This is a genomic window from Cupriavidus sp. 01L415, from assembly GCF_056400065.1.
Genome location: NZ_JBFTSP010000003.1, coordinates 176,209 through 196,329 on the forward strand (window position 1 = coordinate 176,209; position 20,121 = coordinate 196,329).

The 20,121-nt window shown below is 66.0% G+C and carries 19 protein-coding genes; 12 read left to right on the forward strand and 7 right to left on the reverse strand.

Annotated elements, in window-relative coordinates:
- Positions 1 to 24 precede the first annotated feature (24 nt).
- Entirely contained in the window at positions 25 to 1,011 is a 987-nt protein-coding gene (locus AC1DOX_RS08475) for a LysR family transcriptional regulator (RefSeq protein ID WP_441616636.1), read from the forward strand.
- A 19-nt stretch (positions 1,012 to 1,030) separates the two neighbouring features.
- Here the strand turns inward: AC1DOX_RS08475 and AC1DOX_RS08480 are convergent, their stop codons facing one another.
- Together AC1DOX_RS08480 and AC1DOX_RS08485 are read right to left on the reverse strand one after the other, a co-directional pair.
- A complete protein-coding gene (locus AC1DOX_RS08480; protein WP_441616634.1) occupies positions 1,031 to 1,345 on the reverse strand; it encodes an NIPSNAP family protein in 315 nt (104 codons plus the stop codon).
- Positions 1,346 to 1,541: 196 nt separating this feature from the next.
- Positions 1,542 to 2,717, reverse strand: a complete 1,176-nt coding sequence (locus tag AC1DOX_RS08485; protein WP_441616632.1) for an iron-containing alcohol dehydrogenase — start codon at positions 2,715 to 2,717, stop codon at positions 1,542 to 1,544.
- A gap of 247 nt (positions 2,718 to 2,964) precedes the next feature.
- On the opposite strand from AC1DOX_RS08485, the gene AC1DOX_RS08490 reads away from it, so the two are divergent.
- Together AC1DOX_RS08490 and AC1DOX_RS08495 are read left to right on the forward strand one after the other, a co-directional pair.
- Positions 2,965 to 4,320, forward strand: a complete 1,356-nt coding sequence (locus AC1DOX_RS08490; protein WP_441616630.1) for an MFS transporter — start codon at positions 2,965 to 2,967, stop codon at positions 4,318 to 4,320.
- Between the two features lie 239 nt (positions 4,321 to 4,559).
- Positions 4,560 to 5,510, forward strand: coding sequence for a transcriptional regulator GcvA (locus tag AC1DOX_RS08495; protein ID WP_441616628.1), 951 nt, complete (start codon positions 4,560 to 4,562; stop codon positions 5,508 to 5,510).
- On the opposite strand, the gene AC1DOX_RS08500 is transcribed toward AC1DOX_RS08495, so the two are convergent.
- The 5 genes from AC1DOX_RS08500 to AC1DOX_RS08520 all read right to left on the reverse strand — a co-directional run bounded on the left by AC1DOX_RS08500 (position 5,482) and on the right by AC1DOX_RS08520 (position 9,985).
- A complete protein-coding gene (locus AC1DOX_RS08500; RefSeq protein WP_441616626.1) occupies positions 5,482 to 5,910 on the reverse strand; it encodes a thioesterase family protein in 429 nt (142 codons plus the stop codon). The genes AC1DOX_RS08495 and AC1DOX_RS08500 overlap by 29 nt on opposite strands.
- A gap of 17 nt (positions 5,911 to 5,927) precedes the next feature.
- Entirely contained in the window at positions 5,928 to 6,866 is a 939-nt protein-coding gene (locus AC1DOX_RS08505; protein ID WP_441616624.1) for an amidohydrolase family protein, read from the reverse strand.
- A complete protein-coding gene (locus AC1DOX_RS08510; RefSeq protein WP_441616622.1) occupies positions 6,863 to 7,849 on the reverse strand; it encodes a Bug family tripartite tricarboxylate transporter substrate binding protein in 987 nt (328 codons plus the stop codon). The genes AC1DOX_RS08505 and AC1DOX_RS08510 overlap by 4 nt, the downstream gene beginning before the upstream one ends.
- 54 nt (positions 7,850 to 7,903) lie before the next feature.
- On the reverse strand, positions 7,904 to 9,136 hold the full coding sequence (locus tag AC1DOX_RS08515) for a CaiB/BaiF CoA transferase family protein (protein ID WP_441616620.1): 1,233 nt from the start codon (positions 9,134 to 9,136) through the stop codon (positions 7,904 to 7,906).
- A gap of 69 nt (positions 9,137 to 9,205) precedes the next feature.
- Complete coding sequence (locus tag AC1DOX_RS08520) at positions 9,206 to 9,985, reverse strand: enoyl-CoA hydratase/isomerase family protein (protein WP_477101265.1); 780 nt, start codon at positions 9,983 to 9,985, stop codon at positions 9,206 to 9,208.
- A 277-nt stretch (positions 9,986 to 10,262) separates the two neighbouring features.
- On the opposite strand from AC1DOX_RS08520, the gene AC1DOX_RS08525 reads away from it, so the two are divergent.
- From AC1DOX_RS08525 to ku, 9 genes are all read left to right on the forward strand, one after another.
- Positions 10,263 to 11,402: an iron-containing alcohol dehydrogenase gene (locus tag AC1DOX_RS08525; protein ID WP_441616616.1), complete on the forward strand. Its 1,140-nt coding sequence runs from the start codon at positions 10,263 to 10,265 to the stop codon at positions 11,400 to 11,402.
- Between the two features lie 232 nt (positions 11,403 to 11,634).
- Complete coding sequence (locus AC1DOX_RS08530; RefSeq protein WP_441616614.1) at positions 11,635 to 12,621, forward strand: DctP family TRAP transporter solute-binding subunit; 987 nt, start codon at positions 11,635 to 11,637, stop codon at positions 12,619 to 12,621.
- Positions 12,622 to 12,650: 29 nt separating this feature from the next.
- Positions 12,651 to 13,634 carry an amidohydrolase family protein gene (locus tag AC1DOX_RS08535; protein ID WP_441616612.1) on the forward strand — a complete coding sequence of 328 codons (984 nt, stop codon included), beginning with the start codon at positions 12,651 to 12,653 and terminating at the stop codon, positions 13,632 to 13,634.
- On the forward strand, positions 13,631 to 14,131 hold the full coding sequence (locus AC1DOX_RS08540; protein WP_441616610.1) for a TRAP transporter small permease: 501 nt from the start codon (positions 13,631 to 13,633) through the stop codon (positions 14,129 to 14,131). Before AC1DOX_RS08535 ends, AC1DOX_RS08540 begins: the two co-directional genes overlap by 4 nt.
- Positions 14,132 to 14,149: 18 nt before the next feature.
- A complete protein-coding gene (locus AC1DOX_RS08545) occupies positions 14,150 to 15,427 on the forward strand; it encodes a TRAP transporter large permease (protein WP_092137165.1) in 1,278 nt (425 codons plus the stop codon).
- A gap of 43 nt (positions 15,428 to 15,470) precedes the next feature.
- Positions 15,471 to 16,076 (forward strand): PPC domain-containing DNA-binding protein, encoded by a 606-nt coding sequence (locus AC1DOX_RS08550; protein ID WP_441616608.1) that lies wholly within the window; start codon positions 15,471 to 15,473, stop codon positions 16,074 to 16,076.
- A 73-nt stretch (positions 16,077 to 16,149) separates the two neighbouring features.
- The gene (locus AC1DOX_RS08555; RefSeq protein WP_477114004.1) at positions 16,150 to 16,254 is read left to right on the forward strand and encodes a hypothetical protein; all 105 of its coding nucleotides are present in this window, start codon (positions 16,150 to 16,152) and stop codon (positions 16,252 to 16,254) included.
- 502 nt (positions 16,255 to 16,756) lie between these two features.
- Positions 16,757 to 18,793 carry a hybrid sensor histidine kinase/response regulator gene (locus AC1DOX_RS08560; RefSeq protein ID WP_441616606.1) on the forward strand — a complete coding sequence of 679 codons (2,037 nt, stop codon included), beginning with the start codon at positions 16,757 to 16,759 and terminating at the stop codon, positions 18,791 to 18,793.
- Between the two features lie 198 nt (positions 18,794 to 18,991).
- Complete coding sequence (ku, locus tag AC1DOX_RS08565) at positions 18,992 to 20,101, forward strand: non-homologous end joining protein Ku (RefSeq protein ID WP_441616604.1); 1,110 nt, start codon at positions 18,992 to 18,994, stop codon at positions 20,099 to 20,101.
- Positions 20,102 to 20,121 lie beyond the last annotated feature (20 nt).

The following is a 20,121-nucleotide window of genomic DNA, read 5'->3' on the forward strand; positions in this document are numbered from 1 at the left end:
GTGTCGATTTTTGCAAGCTCCGCCATGCGCCCCACGGCACTTCCCTCGCTCGCCACCATTGCGTCAAGACTGCGCCTGAAGCAACTGCGTCTGCTGATCGCGCTCGACCATCACGGCTCGCTGCACAAGGCTGCGGACGAGATTGCCATCTCGCAGCCCGGCGCCACCAAGGCCCTGAGGGAAATCGAGGACATCCTGGGCATGTCGCTGTTCGAGCGCCAGCCCAAAGGGCTAGTCGCCAATGAACTGGGCCAGTGCGTGACCCGCTACGCACGCCTGATCTACAGCGACCTCGAACACCTTCACGCCGAGATCACCGCGATCGCGCACGGACATGGCGGTCATCTCGCGGTGGGCGTGATCATGGGTGCGATTCCGCTGCTGACGCGCGCATTGACCGCATTGCGCAAGCAGCAGCCGCATCTGTCCGTGGAAATCATCGAGAACACGAGTGCCGCGCTGCTGCCGCTGCTCGACGAGGGCCGCATCGACCTGGCCCTGTGCCGGTGTGGGGTGAGCCGCAGGCCCGGCGCCTACGATTGCATGGCGCTGGAAATGGAGCCGCTCGCGGTAGTGGCCGCGCGCTCGCACCCACTGGCGAATACCACGGGGCTGACGCTGGCCGACCTGGCCGGCCTGCCGTGGATGGCGTATCCTGTCAACACGCCGATGCGCCGCGCGCTGGAGCGCGAACTCGGCGACGCGGGCATCGACGTGCCGCGCTACCCGCTGGAAACGGCATCGGCCTTCGCCACGCTGACGATGCTGCACGAAACCCCGGATCTGGTGGCGGTGGTGCCGCGCGCCGTGGCGGAGTTCGGCGAACAATTCGGCATGCTGGCACGGCTGTCCGTGCCGATGCGCGCGCTCGACGACCCCTATGGCGTCATTACCCGATCCGGCGCACACCTGTCGCCCGGTGCGCGCCTGCTGATCGAATCGCTGAAGGCGCATTGCGAAGAACCGCCATCGGACGACATGCAAGACGACACGCAAGACGCGCGCCCGTGACCGCCAGCGTGGATGGTACTCAGCGAATCGGCGAGAAATCCGCGGGACGCAGCAACTTGGACTCCATCCTGACCAGCATCGGAAAGGCAACCGGCACGAACTTCTCCAGCCAGTCGCGATCCTCATAAAGGGCATTGCGCCGCGCGATCCGGTCGTCGAGGCTTTCGTAAGCCCAGATATGAATGACCTGATTCAGCTCTCCGATCTCGGTGTACCACCAGCCGACCAGCTTCGCGTAACGGGAAATCACGGGCAGACCTTCCTGCTCGAAGTGGCGCAGGTATTCCTTCATCTTGCCGATCTGGACCGTATAGGTCCGCATTTCGTAATACATGGTGTTCCTGATGAGTGTGTGATGCGAGAACGAGCCATCGGCCGCGCCCGGACGAGGCCGGCCTGTGCTTTAGAGGTTGCTTAAAAATGAAGCGAGGCGGTCCTGGCTAGGCGCGCGGCCGCAGGCAGTACAAGTGGTACGGCAAGCGAATGTGGCTAACCCGGCAACGACGCCAGGATCTTTTTGAAGCGACCTCTTAGGCAACCTCCTCGAGATTGCCGCGATGCGCGGCGACGATAATGCGCTCGATGTCGGCCGCATTGGTCAGCCGTGGATTGACCAGGACATTGCCGCTGCGCATGGAGTCCTTCACCATCTGCGGCAGATGCGCCAGATCCACGCCAAGCTCGCGAATATTGGACGGGATACCGAGCGCGCGATTCAGGTCGCGGATCAACGTGACCACCCGTTCGGCCGCGACAAGGTCCGTCAGGCCCGACACATCGCTGCCCAGCGCCTCGGCGATATCCCGGAAGCGCCCGGGGCATGCAGGCACGTTGAAAGCCACCACATAGGGCAGCAACGCAGCGTTGGCTATGCCGTGCGCGATGTCGAACACGCCGCCCATCGTGTGGGAGATCGCGTGGACGTTGCCGAGCTTCGACTGCGAGAACGCCACGCCCGCCAGGAACGACCCCATCAGCATGTCCGCGCGCGCCTGCAGGTCCGCGCCCACATAGAAGGCCGTGCGCAGGCTGCCCCCGATCATGCGGATCGCGTGCAGCGCCAGCGCCTGGCTGATCGGATTGGCCTGCTTCGACACGTAGGACTCGATGGCATGGGTCAGCGCGTCCATGCCGGTGGCCGCGGTGATCGCGGGCGGCAGCCGCAGCGTCAACGCCGGATCGAGGATCGCCAGCTTCGGGAACAGCTTCGGGCTGATGATGACGGTCTTGAACAGCGTTTCCTTGTTGGTAAACACCGTCGATGCCGTGCATTCACTCCCCGTGCCGGAGGTGGTCGGCAACGCCAGGATCGGCAGCGGATCGTTCGGGATGCGGTCGTAGCCTTCGTAGTCAAGGATCGATCCCGGATTCGTCGCCATCGCGGCCACGCCCTTGGCCGTATCGATACTGCTGCCGCCGCCGACGCCCGCCACGGCGGTGCAGCCATGTTCCCTCAGGAACGACACGGCTCGCTCCAGCACCGAGGTATCCGGATTCGGCGCGACCCCGTCAAAGGTCTCGTAGGCCACGCCGGCATCGCGCAGGGACTGGAAAAAGTCATCCAGCACGCGGCTGCGCATGAGGCCCTCGTCCGTGACGACAAGCAGCTTTCCGCCGACATGAGGGCGAATCAGCTCACCGGCCTGTGCGGCCAGGCCGTTGCCAAACCTGAGCGTGGTGGGGAAATGGTATGAGAAGGGATGCATGAGGATTCCGGTTCGGTACGTTGTCTCCAGCCGGAACGTTACAAAGCGCGTTGCCCCCTGCCTAATGAAAAAGCGTGATGGCCCGATAACGGCGCCGCATCGGACCGCATTCGGCTCGGACCCGTGGGTTCGCCTCTCACCAGCGGTTATCACACGATCACAACGCGTCATTAGGCAATGCGGGACGGCGCTCATACAGTGCCGGGGGCTATTTGCTCGCCCCGACAACCACAACGACGAGACAACCATGCCATCTCTGCATCCTTCCGCCACCTCGGCGCCCGCCGCGCATTCAGTGAGTCCCGACGCCCTTTCACCGGCGGCCGCGATACGCCCCACCAGCGTGCGCTGGCGGATCTTCCTGATCATGCTGCTGCTGACCGCGATCAACTACATCGATCGCGCATCGCTGTCGGTGGCCTTGCCGCTGATCGCGCCCGAATTCAACCTGACGCCGGCCATCGAGGGCCTGATGCTGAGCGCCTTCTTCTGGTCCTACGCGCTGATGCAGATTCCGGCCGGCATGCTGCTCGATCGCTATCACACGCGTGGCATCATCGCCACGGCCACGATTGCGTGGGGGGCGTTCCAGGCGCTGGCCGCCGCCTCGCACAACTGGATCGTGCTGCTGCTGACACGCATGGGCCTGGGCGTCTCCGAGTCGCCCATCATGCCGTCGGGCGCCAAGCTGATCGGTTCATGGCTGACACCGCATGAACGCGGCCGCGGTGCCGTGCTCGTGGATGGCGGCGCGCCGCTGGGCAGCGCGTTCGGCGCCATCCTCATCGCCGGACTGATCTCGTGGCTGGGCTCCTGGCGCATCGCGTTCGTGATCGCGGGCGTGGGCACCATGCTGGCGGGGTTGCTGGCCTGGCGCTATATCCGCAACCATCCGTCCGAGCACCCTGACGTCAACGCCGCGGAACTCGAACACATCACGCGCGGCAATGCCCCAGCCGGCATCGCCGCGGCCGGCGCCACGGTGCCGTTCCGCGAACTGATTCGCGACCGTTCGGTGCTGGCGATGTTCGCCGGCTACAGTTGCATCCTCGCGGTCTTCTACGGCCTGCTGACCTGGATGCCGAGCTACCTGCACAAGGCCCACGGCTTCAATATCGCGGCGATGGGCGGCGCGACGTTCCTGATCTTCATGTCCGGCTTTGTCGGCGAACTGATCGGCGGCTATCTGGGCGACAAATGGAAGGCGTCCGGGGCTTCGCCAAACCTGGTGATGCGTACGATGTTCAGCGGCTCGTCGCTGGTGGCCGCCGGGTGCATCCTGGCCGCCGCGTATATCTCCAACTCCACGGCGGTGGTCGCCCTGCTCTGCGTGGCGCTGTTCTTCATCCGCTTCTGTGGCATGTACTGGAGCCTGCCGGCCGTGATCGGCGGCCCGGACCGCACCGGAGTGCTGGCCGGGACCATGAATTTCTGCGGGAACATGGCGGGCGTGGTGGTGCCGGTGCTGATCGGCGTGATCGTGCAGTGGACCGGATCCTACTTCCTGGCGCTGCTGTTCTTCGTGGCCATGGCCGTTGGTATCGCGGTGTTCTCCAGCCTGATCGACTACCGCCCGCGCGAGCAGGCCGCCCAGGCCCACTAGGCCGGCCAGCTCGCCAGGCCTGGCCGGGTGTGGCGGCGGGCAGACTGGTGCCCGTCCCGGCACACGCCGCGCCGGCCTTCCAGCGCCGGCGCGCGGGCGACGCGGGAAGGCACCTATGTTCCTGCCCCGCCGCGGATGCTATGTTGTGTTGTCCAGCCCGGCCGGATGGCATGACAAGTCCCCGGGTGACGGCTGGCGAGTGACGCAGGTGTGTTGGTACCCGGCACGAACGCGAGACCATGTCCAGATCGATCCCTCCCCTGAATCCGCTTCGGGCATTCGAGGTAGCCGCGCGGCACCTCAGCTTCACCAGAGCCGCCGAGGAACTGTTCGTCACACCCTCGGCAGTCAGCCACCAGGTCAAGACGCTCGAAGAAAACCTCGGCGTGCAGCTCTTCATCCGCGACGCCAAGGCGCTGGTGCTGACGCCGGCCGGCACGGCGTACCTGCCGGCCGTTCAGCTGGCCTTCAAGCAACTGGCCGATGCGACGCACCGCCTCCATAGCAAGGACCGGCCCGCGCTGAAGGTCAACATGCCGCCCACCTTCGCGGTCAAATGGCTGATTCCGCGCATGGATCGCTTCATGCAGGCTCACCCGGAGATCGACCTCAAGGTGTCGACGTCGAACCATCGCATCGACTTCGAGCGCGACGATTTCGACCTGGCCATCCGCTACGGCCGTGGTGACTATCCCGGCCTCTATTCGCGCCTGTGCCTGCCCGTGGAGGTGATCCCCGTGTGCAGCCCCGCGCTGCTGCAGGGCCCCGCCCCGCTGAACCAGCCTTCCGACCTGAAGCACCACACGCTGCTGCACGACGACAGCACCTATACCGACGTCAGCAATCCCGACTGGGCGATGTGGCTCGAACATGCGGGCGTCACCGACGTCGATGCCAGTCGGGGCCCGTCGTTCTGGCCCAGCCACCTGGTCATCAACGCCGCCATCAGCGGGCTGGGTGTGGCGCTAGTCAAGAAGAACTGGATCGAGCAGGACCTCGCGGAAGGCCGCCTTGTCAGGCTGTTCGAATCGATCCGGCTGCCTGTCGAGTTCTCGTATTTCATCGTCTTCCCGCAGGAGCGGCTCGACGATCCGCGGATCCGCAGCTTCGTCGACTGGATCTGCGGCGAAACCGCGGCGCTGCGCCAGCCCGCCGCGTCCGTCAGCGAAGTGCCGGGGACGCCGCGGTAGTCGCAGCCGCCTCCACCTTCTTGCGCACGCGCGACTTGAGCCGCTCGACATCGACGACGAAGCGGCGATGAATGCCGGTGCACACGGTCTCGACCGCATCGCGCGCGGCCACGCGGAACGTCACGCTGCGGCCATCGACGGCCGTCACCTCGGCTTCGATCCTCACTTCGCCACCGAGCGGCGTCGCGCCCGCATGCTCGACCGACACCTCCGTTCCCACCGAGCTCTGCCCCGGCGTCACGTGATCCTGCAGGAAGTCGAGGCAAACCTGCTCGATATCGCGCACCAGTTCCGGTGTCGCATAGATGCGCAGGTCCTCGCCAAGAAAGTCGATCGTGCGCGCACGATCGACCACCAGCGTGCGGGTGCACGTCGCACCCACCTTGATGTCATTTTCCATATCCATTCCTGGTTCGGTCAGTCGTGCAGCCGATAGATGTGCGCGGCATTGTCGTGCAACAGCGCGCGCTGCTGCGCTTGTGGAAGGTCCGAGATGGCCGCGACGAAGCCGGCCAGGATCGTTGCGTAGGGCGCCACGAGACTGTCGACCGGGTAGTTGCTGGCGAACATGCAGCGGTCCGCGCCGAAGATCGCGATGGTGTCGCGGATGACGGGCACGTTGTCCTCCTGCGTCCAGGGCCGCCCGGGCAGCCCGAGCCCCGAGATCTTCACCGCGACGTTGGGTACGCGCGCCAGCTGTTCCATGGCGCGGCGCCAGCCGTCGAGCCCCGCCTCGCTGCGGTCCGCCGGCAGGCCCGTATGGTTCAGCACCAGCTGGGTCTGCGGAAAATCGCGCGCGAGGTCCGCGGCCTGGTCCAGATGCCACCACGGCGCCTGCAGGTCGAAGGACATGCCGTGGCGACCCAGCAGCCCATAGCCGCGCCGCCACCGCACATCGTCCATCGAACCCGGCTGCCCACGGCGCGCATCCTCGCGGCGCGCCGCCGTGGCCGGCTTGTTGCGGATGCCGCGCATCCTGCCAGAGGCGGCATGGCCAGCCAGCACCTCGTCGACGTCCGCGCGATCGAGCTGGGCATGTCCGACGATCGCCGTGGGCCGGCCGTGGGCGACGGCCAGCGTGTCGAGCCAGACAGTCTCCTCGACCGGGTTCTCGCGCGCCCATTCCGCCTCGACATGCACGGTCTTCACGGGCGCGAATCCCGCCGTGTCGCGTGCATAGTCGGCCGGCAGATAGTTGCGCCGCAGTGCGCTGTAGTCGCCGTACCGGAAATTGGGCACCGTTTCCCCCTGCAACCAGGGATAGCGATGACGATCCAGATCCCAGAAATGCTGGTGGGCATCGATGAACGGCGTATCGAAGACAAACGGTGCGGTACTGGCTGCCGATGCGGTCATCGTGCGCTCTGCTGGGCGGCGATACGTTGTGCGAGCGGCCGGAACTGGACCGACTCCCTGGCCATCTCGGCCTGCAGGGTAACGTCGTCGGCATAGGTATCGGTGCTGAAGTGGAGCTTCTCGAGCGTCTGGCGCATGATGGGCTCCTGGACGGACTTCGCGATCGCCGCCTTCAGCACGGCCAATACCTCGGGCGGCGTCCCCTTCGGCGCCGAAATGCCGCGCCAGATACCCATCGACAGATCGATATTGCGCTCCTTGAGCGTGGGCACGTTCTCGAAACCGGCCACCCGGCGGTCTGCCATCACCGCAAGCACCTTGAGCTTGCCAGCTTCCACATGGGCGGCCACTTCAGCCGTGCTCACCGTGACCGCGTCGATATGGCCGCCGAGCAGCGCCAGCGTGGCCGGGGCGCCGCCGGCATACGGAATGTCGTTGAACCGCGCGCCGGTCTTCTCCGCCAGCGCCGCCGAGGCCATGTGCCACGCCGAGCCCTGCCCGGCGGTACCTACCCGAATATTGGCACCGGGCTTGCGGGCATCGGCCAGGAATTGCTCCAGCGTGGCCCACGGCGCATCGGCACGCACCACCACCGCCGCCGGATCGGCATTGAGCCGGGCGATCGGCACCAGATCCTGATACGTAAACTTGGCCAGCCCCAGGTGGTTCAGGAACGTCAGCTCGCTGGACGACAGCACGAGCTTGTATCCGTCCGGCCTGGCGTTGACCACTTCGCCGAGGCCAACCGCGCCCGTGGCACCGGGCTTGTTGATGACGACAATCGGCTGCGGCAGGTGCTTGGCCGCGGCGGCGGCCAGCGCGCGTGCCACCACATCGGCACCGCCACCGGCCTGCCACGGCACGATCAGTTCAATGCGGCGGGTTGGATAGCTCTCCGCCGTCGCGGGCAGACTGAAGCCAAATGCGGCGAGCGCGCAAGCACCGAGCACGAGGTGCCGGCGTGAAGCATGTACGGGGGTCATCCCTGTCTCCTGATGGTCATGGTCGTTCTGGCGGGTCTTTCGCCCGCTCGGGGGTCAAGCTGTCTTGCGCACCGGTGGCTGCGCCGCGTCCTGCTCGCCGAATGCGCCCTGGGCGCGCAGTCGCGCCACGGCGGCGGCATCGAGGCCGAACTCCGACAGTACCTCGTCGGTGTGTTGCCCAAGCAGCGGCGCCGGATAGCGCACCTGCTGCGGCGTGCCCCACAGTTTCACCGGGAAGCCCAACGCCTTGGTTGCTCCCTCCACAGGGTGGTCGATCTCGAGCACCATGTTACGCGCCACCGCCTGTTCGCTCGCCAGCGCCTCATCGTACGTGGCAATCGGCGCGGCCGGCACGCCTGCCGCGAGCAGCGCGTCCACCCACTCGCTGGCGGGGCGGCGCGCAAACTCGGTTTCGATCTCGCGGATCAGGCTGTCGCGGTGCCGGATCCTCGCTGCGTTGTCGACAAAACGCGGATCGTCGACCAGTTCGGGACGCCCGATCACATCGCACAGCGCCTTCCACAACTTCGGATTCGCCGCGCCGATCACGAAATGGCGGTCGGCGGCACGCACGGCCTGATACGGTGCGCTCATCCGGTTCGCGCTGCCGATCGGCACCGGCACCTGCCCGGTGCCCCAGTATTCGGCCGATTCCCAGACAGACAGCCCCAAGGCCGTTTCGAACAGCGACGCGTCGACGTATTGCCCCTTGCCAGTATGCTCGCGGCCCATCAGCGCACTGAGTACTCCATATGCGGTGAAAAGGCCCGCGCCAAGGTCGGCGATCGGCACGCTGGCCTTCACGGGCGGCGCATCGGGATGCCCCATCACGCTCATGACCCCCGACATCGCCTGCGCGATCAGGTCGAGCCCGGGGCGGGCGGACCACGGTCCGGTCTGCCCGAATCCCGAAATACTTGCGTAGACCAGCCGTGGATTGATCGCGCTCAGCGTGGCGTGGTCGATCTTGAGCCGCGCCGCCACGCCGGGCCGGTTGTTCTCGACCAGCACATCGGCGCCGCGCACCAGTTCGTAAAACGCCTCCAGCCCGGCGGGGTTCTTGAGATCGATCTCGACGCTGCGCTTGTTGCGATTCAGCGCCAGAAAGCCTCCACTGTCATCGCCTTTGAGCCGGAAGCCCATGGCCTTGCGGGTCTGGTCGCCCACGCCCGGTGTTTCCACCTTGATGACGTCGGCGCCCATGTCGCCAAGCAGCATGCAGCAGAAGGGCCCAGCCATGATCTGGCTGACGTCCAGGACCTTGATTTTCGACAACGGCAAATTCATGAGATACACCTTGCAGATGGAAATACGTAGCGCGTGGATGCGCGCGGCAAATGAGCGGCAAGAAAACGTCTAGCGCCCACGAAACTGCGGGCGCGACTTCGACACGAAGGCGTCAAAGCCGATGCGGAAATCTTCGGTGTCGAAGCATGCGTAGGCTTCGTCCTCCTCTGCGGCGCGCAGCGGAGCCGGGTCCTGCAGCCGGTGTACGAACTGCTTGTGCCAGCGCGCCACCAGCGGTGCACCCTGGGCGATGCGTCGTGCGGTCGCGAAGGCTTCCTCGGGCACATCGGCGTCGGCGACGACACGGTTCACAAGTCGCATCTCGCGCGCCTCGGCGGCGCCGAACACACGCCCCTCCAGAACGATCTCGAGTGCGGCCGCCGGGCCGGCCAGTGCCATCAGCCCGCCCAGTTCGCCGTATGACATGACCAGCCCAAGCCGGTTGACGGGTACGCCGAAGCGGCTCGACTGGCCGCAGATCCGCATGTCGCACATCGACGCGATCTCCAGGCCTCCGCCCACGCATGCGCCCTGGATCAGCGCGACGGTCGGGTGCCGGCATTCGGCAATGGCGCGCATCGTGGCGTGCGTGATCCCGCCGTACTCGCGCGCCTGAGCCGAGGAGAAGCGCTGCGTGCGGAATTCCTCGATATCCGCGCCCGCGGCAAACGCCTTGTCCCCCGCGCCGCGCAGGACGACGCAGCGCACGGTGTCGTCGGCGGACAGCATGACCATGGCATCGGTCAGGCCCCGCCACATCGACAGATCCAGGGCGTTGAGCTTTTCGGGGTTATTGAGCGTGACGGTGGCGATCTGGCCATCGCGTTCGATCAGGATCGGCTGTCTCATGGTTTCTCGTTGGTGTGATGGTGTCGGGCAAGCCATGGCCTGGCGTGCTGGCTTGCAGTCTAGAGGCGGCGCCGCGCGCGGCAAAACGAGAAAAACTCGACCGGCTTTCAAGAAAATCTAGGCCGTTCGTCTTGTGAGTTTTTCTTGGAGGCGCTTCAAGTAAATCCACGTTGTCGCCCCGCAGCCTTGTTCCTAGACTTCGACACCATTCCAGCCCCAATTCGAAAACAGGGATTGCCGCACCGCACCATGGGGCGCGCATCCATCAGGAGACGCCATGCCGCTGATTCAGTACATCACCCAGATCCAGATCGATTTCGGCGCCGTCAAGCTGCTGCCGCAGGAGTGCGAGCGCATCGGCATCACGCGGCCGCTGGTGGTCACCGATGCGGGCGTCAAGGCAGCCGGCATCGCCCAACGTGTGCTGGAGCAATTGCCGCCGGGCATGGAGGCAGTGATCTACGACGGCACGCCGTCCAATCCGACCGAACGGGCCATGCGCGAGGCCGTGGTGCTGTATCGCGACTACCGCTGTGACGGGATCATCGCCATCGGCGGCGGCTCGCCGATCGACCTCGCCAAGGGCGTGGCCATCTGCGCGACGCACGAGGGCCCGCTACGACAGTTCGCGGCCGTGGAAGGCGGCGTGGCTCGCATTACCGCCGCCACGGCGCCCGTCATCGCCATTCCCACCACGGCCGGCACCGGCAGCGAAGTGGGCCGCGGCGCTGTGCTGATCCTCGATGATGGCCGCAAGGTCGGCGTGCTGTCTCCGCATATCGTGCCGCGCGTGGCGATCTGCGATCCCGAGCTGACACTGGGCCTGCCACCCGGCTTGACGGCGGCGACGGGCATGGACGCCATCGCGCATTGCATGGAAACCTTCATGGCGCCGGCCTTCAACCCGCCAGCCGATGGCATCGCGCTCGATGGCCTGCGCCGCGGCTGGCAGCATATCGAACTGGCCCAACGCGAGCCGCAGAACCGCGCCGCACGGCTCGCGATGATGAGCGCATCCATGCAGGGCGCCCTGGCCTTCCAGAAAGGGCTCGGATGCGTGCACAGCCTCAGCCACGCACTGGGTGGCCTGATGCCGAGCCTCCACCATGGCACGCTCAACGCGGTGCTGCTGCCCGCCGTCATCCGCTTCAACGCGCAGGCGCCATCGGTGCGCGAGGAAGACCGGCTCGCACGAATGGCGCAGGCGATGGGTATCGGCGGTGCCGATGCGATCGACGCCGCCATCGTCGAGAAAAACCGCCGGCTCGGCCTGCCTTCCGGCCTTGCGCAGATGGGCGTCGACCCCGCGTTGTTCCCGCGCGTGATTGCCTATGCATTAGCCGATCACTGCCACAAGACCAACCCACGGATCGCCAGCGAAAGCGACTACATGGCGATGCTGAACGAATCGCTCTGACCGCTTCGGTGCCGAGGACGGCGGCGGCAGCGCGGCGTCAAGGAAGCCAACATCAAGTCATGAGGTCTGACCATGTCCCGACGCATCACCGTTGAAGCATCGCGCGGCCTGCTCCATCCCCCACCCTGACAGCGCTTTGCACAGGGGCCCGACGGCCCTCGCGGCGACCGCCACCACCACAGGCATCCAACCGATGTGGCGGCGCCATTCATCACCCCAGGAGACAACCACCATGAAACACGCTATCTCGCATATCGTGCTGGCCGCGCTTTTGTCGATCGCCAGCGCAGCCGGCGCTCAAACCGTCAAACTGCGGTTCGCGCATACCGTGCCCGAATCCGATTCCCAGCACCTTGCCGCGCTCTCGTTCAGCGAGAAGGTCAAGGCACGCACCGGCGGCGCCGTCGAGATCCAGGTGTTCGCGAACAGCCAGCTCGGCAACGACACTTCGCTCGTGACCGGCGTGCGCAGCGGCACCATCGATATCGGCGCCACCGGCAATCCCTTTGTCACCGGGCTCGCGCCCCGGCTCAATGTGCTGGACCTGCCCTATCAGTTCGAGGACGGACCGGGCGCCTATCGCGTGCTGGACGGTGCCGTCGGCCGTTCCTTGCTCGACGAGCTTGGCGCGCATCGCATCAAGGGCCTCGCCTTCTGGGAAATCGGCTTCCGCAGCCTGGGCAATAACAAGCGCCCGATCCAGCGCGCAGAGGACGTTCGCGGCCTGAAGATCCGCACCACGCCAAACCCCTCCCATATCAAGGCATTCCAGCTGCTGGGGGCCAGCCCCCAGCCGATGCCATTCGCCGAGGTGTTCGGCGCGCTCGAATCGGGTGCCGTCGATGGCCAGGAGAATCCGCCGACGTTGATGGTGTCGGCAAAGCTCTACGAGGTGCAAAAGTACGTGTCGCTGACGCGCCACGCCTATACGGCGCTGGTGGTGTTGATGAACAAGGCGAAGTTTGATTCGCTCAAGCCCGAGTACCAGAAGATCCTGCTCGAGGAGGCCGCCGCCGCAGCCACCTACCAGCGCAAGCTCAACGCTGACAACGAACGCGCGGCGATTGCCCAGTTGCGCGCGAAGGGGGTGCAGGTCAACGAGCATCCCGACAACGACAGTATCCGCAAGGTGGTGCGCGAGGAAACGCGCCAGCTCTTTGTCCAGAAGAACGGCGACGCCGGCGGCGCCATCCTCCGCGCGATCGAGACCCAGCGCTGATGCGCGGCACAGAAGAAAGGACTGGCACCATGACCCATCTTCCCGACGCCATCGTCGATGCCCATCATCACATCTGGCGGCTCGACGCCGGCCACTACCCGTGGCTGCAGGATCGCTATGACCCGCGCGCGTTCTTCCTCGGCGACTACGCGACGCTGCGCCGCGATTTCGCCGCGGACGATTACCTGGCGCGCTGGCAAGGGATTCGCGTGGACGGCACCGTCCACGTGGAAGCCGAGCGCGATCGCGCGGAATCGCTGGCCGAAACGGCCTGGCTGCACGAGCAACACGCGCGTCTCGGGTTCCCCAACGCTGTCGTGGCCTACGTCGATCTGCTGCACGATGACCGAGCCGACCATCTGCACGCGCAGTTGCGCTATCCGCTGGTGCGTGGCGTGCGATGCAAGCCGCGCATCGCGGCCGATGCCCGACAGGACGTGCGGCGCGAACCCGGCACGCTGCAGGATCCACGCTGGCGGGCCGGGCTTCACGCACTGGCCGCGAACGGACTGTCGTGGGATCTGCGCGTGCCCTACTGGCACCTCGAAGAAGCCGCCGATCTCATCGCCACCGTGCCAGGCCTCCGGGTGGCAGTCGAGCATGCCGGACTGCCATGGGACCGCTCCGAGGCCGGCCTGTCCAAATGGCAGCAGGGCATGCGTGCATTAGCCAGCCTGCCCGGTGTTCACGTGAAGCTGTCCGAATTCGGACTGCCTCGCGCGGCATGGAACCGCGCCGACAACGTACGGGTAATCCGCCTTGCCATCGATACCTTCGGGGCGGAACGCTGCATGTTCGCCAGCAACCTGCCCGTATCGGGACTGCGCACCAACGTCGGCGAGCTCGTCGACACCATGGCGCAGGCCATGGAAGGCCTCGACGCCGGGCAGGCGCGCGCCATCTGGCGCGACAACGCCCTGATGTTCTATCGCATCGCGCTCGGCGACGCGCCGGCGCATCTCGGACGCGATGGCCACGCTTCGACCGCCTCGACAGGAGCCCACGCGTCATGAATCGTTTCACGCTTCGTATTGCTCATGGCGCCATGGTCGTCATGATGGTCGCCATGATCGGGCTCGTCTTTGGCAACGTGGTGCTGCGCTATGTGTTCAACACCGGCATTGCCTTCTCGGAGGAAGCCTCGCGCTTCCTGTTCATGTGGCTCACGCTCGTTGGCGCGCTGCTGGTCATGGCCGACCGCGCGCACCTCGGGATGAGTACCGTCGTGGCGCGCCTTGGCGCCGGCGGCCAGCGACTGTGCCGCCTGATGGCCGACACCGGGGCACTGGCTTGCTGCGTGCTGCTGACCCATGGCGCCTGGCAGATCGTTGAGATCGGCATGGACGACCGCGCACCTGTCACCGGCGTCCCGCTCGGCCTCGTCTATGCATGCCTGCTGGTCTGCAGCGGGGGCATGGCGGCGATGCTGGCGTGGTCGCTCTGGCGGCTCGTCAGCGGCCGCATGGCACTGGGAGAGCTTGTGCCGCAGTCGGGCGCGAGCGGTGAATAACGGGACGGAGTACGCATCATGACCATCTTTGTCTTTGTCGGCTCGCTGCTGGGCGCCATGGCGCTGGGGATGCCGATCGCTTTTGCATTGCTGGCCTCTGGCGTCGCCTTGATGCTGCACCTGGGCAACTTCGACACGCAGATCCTGGCCCAGACGATGCTCGAGGGCGTCAACAACTATCCGCTGATGGCCGTGCCGTTCTTCATGCTGGCGGGAGAGCTGATGAATGCCGGCGGCCTGTCCCGCCGCATCGTTCGCGTGGCCGATGCCGCGGTGGGCCATGTGCGCGGCGGCCTTGGCTACGTCGCGATCATCGCGGCTACCGTGGTGGCGAGCATCTCCGGGTCGGCGGTAGCCGATACGGCCGCCGTCGCCGCCCTGCTGATTCCGATGATGCGCAATGCCGGGTACAACGTGCCGCGCGCGGCCGGCCTGATCGCTGCAGGCGGCATCATCGCGCCCGTGATTCCGCCGTCGATCGCCATCGTGGTGTTTGGCGTGGTGGCGCAGATTTCCATCACCAAGCTGTTCCTGGCGGGCATCGCTCCCGGGGCAATGATGGCCCTGACGCTGGCCGCCACGTGGTACTTCTGCGCCCGGAAGGAAGACCTGGCCCCCGTGCAACCGTTCTCGGCCGGACGCCTGCTGCGCGCGCTGCGCGAAGGCATCTGGGCGCTGGTCCTGCCGGTTGTCATCATCGGCGGCATGAAGATCGGTGCCTTCACGCCCACCGAGGCCGCCGTGGTGGCAGTGGTGTATGCGATGGCAGTGGGGCGCCTGGTCTACGGCGAACTCCAGTTCCGCAAGGTGCCGGAACTGATTGTCACGGCCGCCAAGACATCGAGCACGGTGCTGTTCCTGGTGGCGTGCGCGCTGGTTTCCGCGTGGCTTATCACGATCGCCGATATCCCCGCCCAGGTGACCGCGCTGCTGGAACCGTTCATCGGCAACAAGATCCTGCTGATGTTCATCATCATGGTGCTGGTGATCGTGGTCGGCACGGCGCTGGACCTGATGCCGACGGTGCTCATCATGACGCCGATCCTGATGCCCGTGATCACCAAGGCGGGCATCGATCCCGTCTATTTCGGCGTGATGTTCGTTCTCAACAACGCCATCGGACTACTGACACCACCGGTCGGCACCGTGCTCAACGTCGTGGCTGGCACCTCGCACTGCAGTCTCGACAGTGTGATCGGCGGCGTATGGCCATTCCTGTTGAGCCTGACCGCGCTGATGTTCCTGTTCGTGCTGTTTCCGCAGTTGATCCTGGTACCAGCCGCATGGCTGCATTGAAGTCCCCATCACTCTCAAAAACCACCGGAACGAGGAGATCGACATGACCACCACCCCTGCCCTTTCACGGAAAACGACCCGACTGGCGCAACTGCTGGCGGCAGCCACGCTCGCCGCCGCAGCCATGGCCACTGTTCAGCCAGCACAGGCGCAGTCATCGACGCCGGGCAGTTGCAACGGCATGCTGCGCGTCCAGCCCGAAAACAAGAACTATCCGGACGTCAGACGCTATATCAAGACGCCCACAGGCTACCTGCTGGTGCTACGCATGGGAGACAACGTCCTGGACCGGCTCGCCGCCTTCGCCGAGTGCGAGAAGATACCGAGCGCGAGCCTGTCCGCCATCGGCTTCGCCAACGTGACGTTCGGCTTCTGGGATGCCGGGAAGCAGCAGTTCAATCCCAAGACCTATCGGGATGTCGAAATGGCCAGCGTGGTCGGCAGCCTGGCGTGGAAGGAAGGCAAGCCATCGGTGCATATTCATGGCGTGGCGGGCGATGGCAAGTTCGACACCTACGGTGGGCATATCCTGGCGATGGAAGTGGGCACCGGATCGCTCGAAGTGACCATCGCCGTGCACGGGCAGCACCTTGAGCGCGCGATCGATCCGTTGATCGGTGCCAACGTGCTTCAGCTTTCTCATGAGTAGGTCGAGGTAAAGGGTAACGCGAAGGGCCCGGAGCGACCCGCGCAACGGGGCTGGCAAGATTTTCATCGATTACCTGCGCAATGGTGTCGGCGCTACCACGACGGGGGCGTTCTCCGCACGCGCCCGCCCCGGGCTGGGCGTGTCCATGCCGGTGCGTGGGACGAACTGGCCGACCTGACATCGACCGCGCACTGGACCATCGCCAATGTGGACGCACGGCTCGCGGAAGTGGCGCGGCACGATCCGTGGGCCGGTCACGATTCGGTCCTCCAGACGCTGACACGTGCGAAAAAACTGCTATCGGAGGCGTAGGGACCGCACGCCGCCGACGGGCCGGCGCGATGTCGGCGTCCGTCTGTCAGCGCCACTGCCGCGTGCGGCACGCTTCTTGCCACTGCTCTGGTCACGAAAAGCCGCGGAAGCCAGGCGGCAGGCCGAGGCGCTGACCCGCCCACGTCGAGCGGGGTTTTCCGTGTCATAACTACACAGGAGACCGGCGGTATGCAGGTAATTTCTACAACGCAACGCGTCGAAAGGGCTCGCCACGCGGCGATTTCGCCATGCGCCCGGTGCCTGTCGATGGGCCAGGTGACGCATCGCGACGCTCGCCCCACTGCTCCGGCCTTGTCCTGCGTGTCCTACGCCATCACTATCGCGGCCGCCGATGCCGCCTGCCAGCCATGAACGCCTCGTCCGCCAATCCTTCATCCCGGCGCCCGCTCATCCTCAATGTGGAGGATCGCGAGGGTCCGCGCTACGTCAAGGGCCGGATCCTGCAGCGCGCCAGTTTCTCGGTCCTGGAGGCGTCGAACGGCCAGACCGCGTTGTCGCTGATCCGGCAGCATGCACCGGATCTGGTGCTGCTGGGCATGCAGCTGCCGGACATCGACGGGCTGGAAGTCTGCCGCCTGATCAAGGCGGACCCACAGACCGCCGGCACATTGGTCTTGCTGACCTCCCCGGGGGTTGCGGATTCACACCGCCGCGTGCAGGCGCTCAACGGCGGCGCCGACGCCTTCATGATGGAACCGGCGGAGCCCGAGGAACTGGTGTCGAGCATCAACGCGCTGTTGCGCATGCGCGGTGCGGAGGACGCCAATCGCCGGACCTCGCAGGCCTTGCACGAGAATGAAGACCTGTTCCGCCAGCTGGCGGAGGCGCTGGCCGACGTCGTCTGGATCCTGGACCCGGTCACCCATCGCTTCCTGTTCGTCAGCCCGTCGTTCGCGTCACTCTGGGGCCGGGCCGTGGAAGGGGTACTGCAAGACCCGCAGCGCTGGCTGGACTGGGTGCTGCCGGAAGAGCGCGCGCGCATGAGCGCCGGATGGCAGAGCATGCTGCGCGACGGCAAGCTCGATACGGCATTCCAGATCGAGCGGCCCAACGGCGAGATCCGCGAAGTCCACATGCGCGCCTTCCCCGTGCGTGGCGCGGACGGGCGATGCCTGCGCGTAGCCGGCATCTGCCAGGACGTGACGCGCCACAACCGCGCGGAGCGCACGCTGCAAAACGAGGGGCAGCGCAAGGACGAGTTCCTGGCGATGCTCGCTCACGAGCTGCGCAACCCGCTGGCGCCGATGCGCAGCGCCGTGGACCTGCTCCAGCAGTGTTCCCCCACGCGCGAGGAGATGTTCCGTGCGCGCGACATCATCAGCCGGCAGCTTCATCACATGACGCGCCTGATGGATGATTTGCTGGACGTATCGCGCTTCAACCAGGGAAAGATCACGCTGCGACGGGACCTCGTGGAATTGCGCAGCGCGCTTAACACGGCCGTGGATACCGTGCGGCCATTGCTGGAAGCACGCCATCACACGCTGCGGCTGTCGCTGCCCGAACAACCGTTGCCGATTCGCGGCGACATGATCCGGCTGACCCAGATTTTTGCGAACCTGCTGCACAACGCGGCCAAGTACACACCCGAAGGGGGAACGCTGGCGGTCGAGGCCACGGCCAACGACGGCAAGGTCATCGTCCGGGTCAGCGACAACGGCACGGGCTTGTCACCGGCATTGCGCCGGCAGCTTTTCGATCCGCTGGCGCCGCCAGACATTGGCAGCGATCCGGCCACGCAGCCGGGCGCCAGTCAGTATGCCGGGGCGGAACATGACGACCGCGATGCCGCTCCGGCCCCTCCAGCCGATGCGGTCACGGACCCCGACAACGCCTCCGCGCGCGAAGGCGCAGGCATTGGCCTGACCCTCGTCCAGAAACTGGTCGGGCTGCATGGCGGCCGCGTCAGCGCCGAGAGCCCGGGCCGCAACCTGGGCAGCACCTTCATCGTGGAGCTGCCGGTGGAACCCTGGCAGAACTGGCATCCGCCCACCAGCAAGGCGCGGCCGCAGGCCGGCACGCCTCACACGATCATGCTGGTCGACGATAACGTCGATGCGCTGGAAGCCATGACCATGACGCTGGAGACGCTGGGCCACAAGGTCGTCACCGCGCCGGACGGACAGAGTGCCGTGGCGCGCGCGGCGAGCGTTCGGCCGGATGTGGTCCTGCTGGATCTGGGCATGCCCGCCATGGACGGCTTTGAAACCGCGCGCCGGCTGCGTGAAATTCCCGAGCTGCGTCACGCGCGGCTGGTGGCCTTGACCGGATTCGGCCAGCCCGACGACCGGCGGCGCACCCAGGCGGCCGGCTTCGACCTGCATCTGGTCAAGCCGGCCGACCTGGACGCGCTGACGCGCCTGCTGGACGAACTCGACGCCTGAACCCGGCATCTGAACCCGACACGGAGTACCCATTTCCGGACCGCCTGACCATGCACATCACACCCGAACCCGACATCATCCCGCCAAAGCCGGAGTCCCCGCCGCCCGAGCCGCCGCCGGGTCCGCCGGAACCGATCAGCGATCCCCCTCCGGGCGACATGCCCCCGCCCCCACCGCAACGGGCGTAAGGTAAACCCAATGCCGCGCGTTATCTGGAAAGGCGCCATCAGCTTCGGCCTGGTCAACATCCCCGTGGTGCTCAAGCCCGCGACGCGCGCCAACGCACTCGACCTGGACCTGCTGGACAAGCGAGACATGGCGCCGGTGGGCTATCAGCGCATCAACAAGCACACCGGCAAGCCGATTGAGCGCGACAACATCGTCAAGGGCTATCAGTACGAGAAGGATGAGTATGTGGTGCTGAGCGACGAGGACTTCCGGCAGGCCAACGTCGAGGCGACCCAGACCGTGAATATCGTCAGCTTTGTGGAAGCCGACGCGATTCCGCCCTACTACTTCGATACGCCGTACTACCTGGAGCCGGACAAGCGCGGCGAACGCGGCTATGCGCTGCTGCACGAAACGATGCACCGCACCGGGCGCGCGGCGCTGGCCATGGTGGTGCTGCGCCAACGGCAGCACCTGGCCGCCCTGCTGGTGGTCGGCCATGCGCTCGTGCTCAATACGATGCGCTTTGACGACGAGGTGTTGCCGATCGGCGACCTCAGCCTGCCGAAAGGCGGCAAGCGCGGCGGCGCCACGCCGCGCGAGGTACAGATGGCGACGAAGCTCGTCGAGGACATGAGCGAGAAGTGGGCGCCGGAGCAGTATCGCGATACCTATCGCGACGACCTGATGGCGCGGATCCACGCCAAGATCAAGGCCGGCAAGACCCATCTGCTGACACCGGCTTCCGACGAGGCGGAAGCCCCGCGCAAGGGCGCCAAGGTCATCGACATGATGGCGCTGCTCAAGCAGAGCATCGGCAAGCGCGGCAAACGCGCTGCGCAGGCGGACGCCGACGGCGATCAGAGCGAAGGCACCGCGAAGTCATCAGGCAAGGCGTCGGCCAGGCCGTCAACGAAAGCGTCAGGCAAGTCGGCGAACAAATCGACGACCAAATCGTCGGCGAAGTCGTCGGCCAAGGCATCAACCACATCGTCGGCCAAGTCTGCCGCCAAGGCACCCCCGGCGCGCAAGCGTGCAAGCAAGACCACGGCCGCGCACGCCCCTGCCAGGACAACCCGCGCTGCCAAGCCAGCCGTCAGGGCAGCAAAGACCACGACGGCCAGCCGCAAGGCCGCGTAACGATCATTGGGTCATCGAGT

Bases quoted from the DNA above. Each gene is read 5' to 3' on its own strand.
- AC1DOX_RS08475 (WP_441616636.1), top strand. From the start codon at position 25: ATGCGCCCCACGGCACTTCCCTCGCTCGCCACCATTGCGTCAAGACTG.
- AC1DOX_RS08480 (WP_441616634.1), bottom strand. From the start codon at position 1,345: ATGTATTACGAAATGCGGACCTATACGGTCCAGATCGGCAAGATGAAG.
- AC1DOX_RS08485 (WP_441616632.1), bottom strand. From the start codon at position 2,717: ATGCATCCCTTCTCATACCATTTCCCCACCACGCTCAGGTTTGGCAAC.
- AC1DOX_RS08490 (WP_441616630.1), top strand. From the start codon at position 2,965: ATGCCATCTCTGCATCCTTCCGCCACCTCGGCGCCCGCCGCGCATTCA.
- AC1DOX_RS08495 (WP_441616628.1), top strand. From the start codon at position 4,560: ATGTCCAGATCGATCCCTCCCCTGAATCCGCTTCGGGCATTCGAGGTA.
- AC1DOX_RS08500 (WP_441616626.1), bottom strand. From the start codon at position 5,910: ATGGAAAATGACATCAAGGTGGGTGCGACGTGCACCCGCACGCTGGTG.
- AC1DOX_RS08505 (WP_441616624.1), bottom strand. From the start codon at position 6,866: ATGACCGCATCGGCAGCCAGTACCGCACCGTTTGTCTTCGATACGCCG.
- AC1DOX_RS08510 (WP_441616622.1), bottom strand. From the start codon at position 7,849: ATGACCCCCGTACATGCTTCACGCCGGCACCTCGTGCTCGGTGCTTGC.
- AC1DOX_RS08515 (WP_441616620.1), bottom strand. From the start codon at position 9,136: ATGAATTTGCCGTTGTCGAAAATCAAGGTCCTGGACGTCAGCCAGATC.
- AC1DOX_RS08520 (WP_477101265.1), bottom strand. From the start codon at position 9,985: ATGAGACAGCCGATCCTGATCGAACGCGATGGCCAGATCGCCACCGTC.
- AC1DOX_RS08525 (WP_441616616.1), top strand. From the start codon at position 10,263: ATGCCGCTGATTCAGTACATCACCCAGATCCAGATCGATTTCGGCGCC.
- AC1DOX_RS08530 (WP_441616614.1), top strand. From the start codon at position 11,635: ATGAAACACGCTATCTCGCATATCGTGCTGGCCGCGCTTTTGTCGATC.
- AC1DOX_RS08535 (WP_441616612.1), top strand. From the start codon at position 12,651: ATGACCCATCTTCCCGACGCCATCGTCGATGCCCATCATCACATCTGG.
- AC1DOX_RS08540 (WP_441616610.1), top strand. From the start codon at position 13,631: ATGAATCGTTTCACGCTTCGTATTGCTCATGGCGCCATGGTCGTCATG.
- AC1DOX_RS08545 (WP_092137165.1), top strand. From the start codon at position 14,150: ATGACCATCTTTGTCTTTGTCGGCTCGCTGCTGGGCGCCATGGCGCTG.
- AC1DOX_RS08550 (WP_441616608.1), top strand. From the start codon at position 15,471: ATGACCACCACCCCTGCCCTTTCACGGAAAACGACCCGACTGGCGCAA.
- AC1DOX_RS08560 (WP_441616606.1), top strand. From the start codon at position 16,757: ATGAACGCCTCGTCCGCCAATCCTTCATCCCGGCGCCCGCTCATCCTC.
- ku (WP_441616604.1), top strand. From the start codon at position 18,992: ATGCCGCGCGTTATCTGGAAAGGCGCCATCAGCTTCGGCCTGGTCAAC.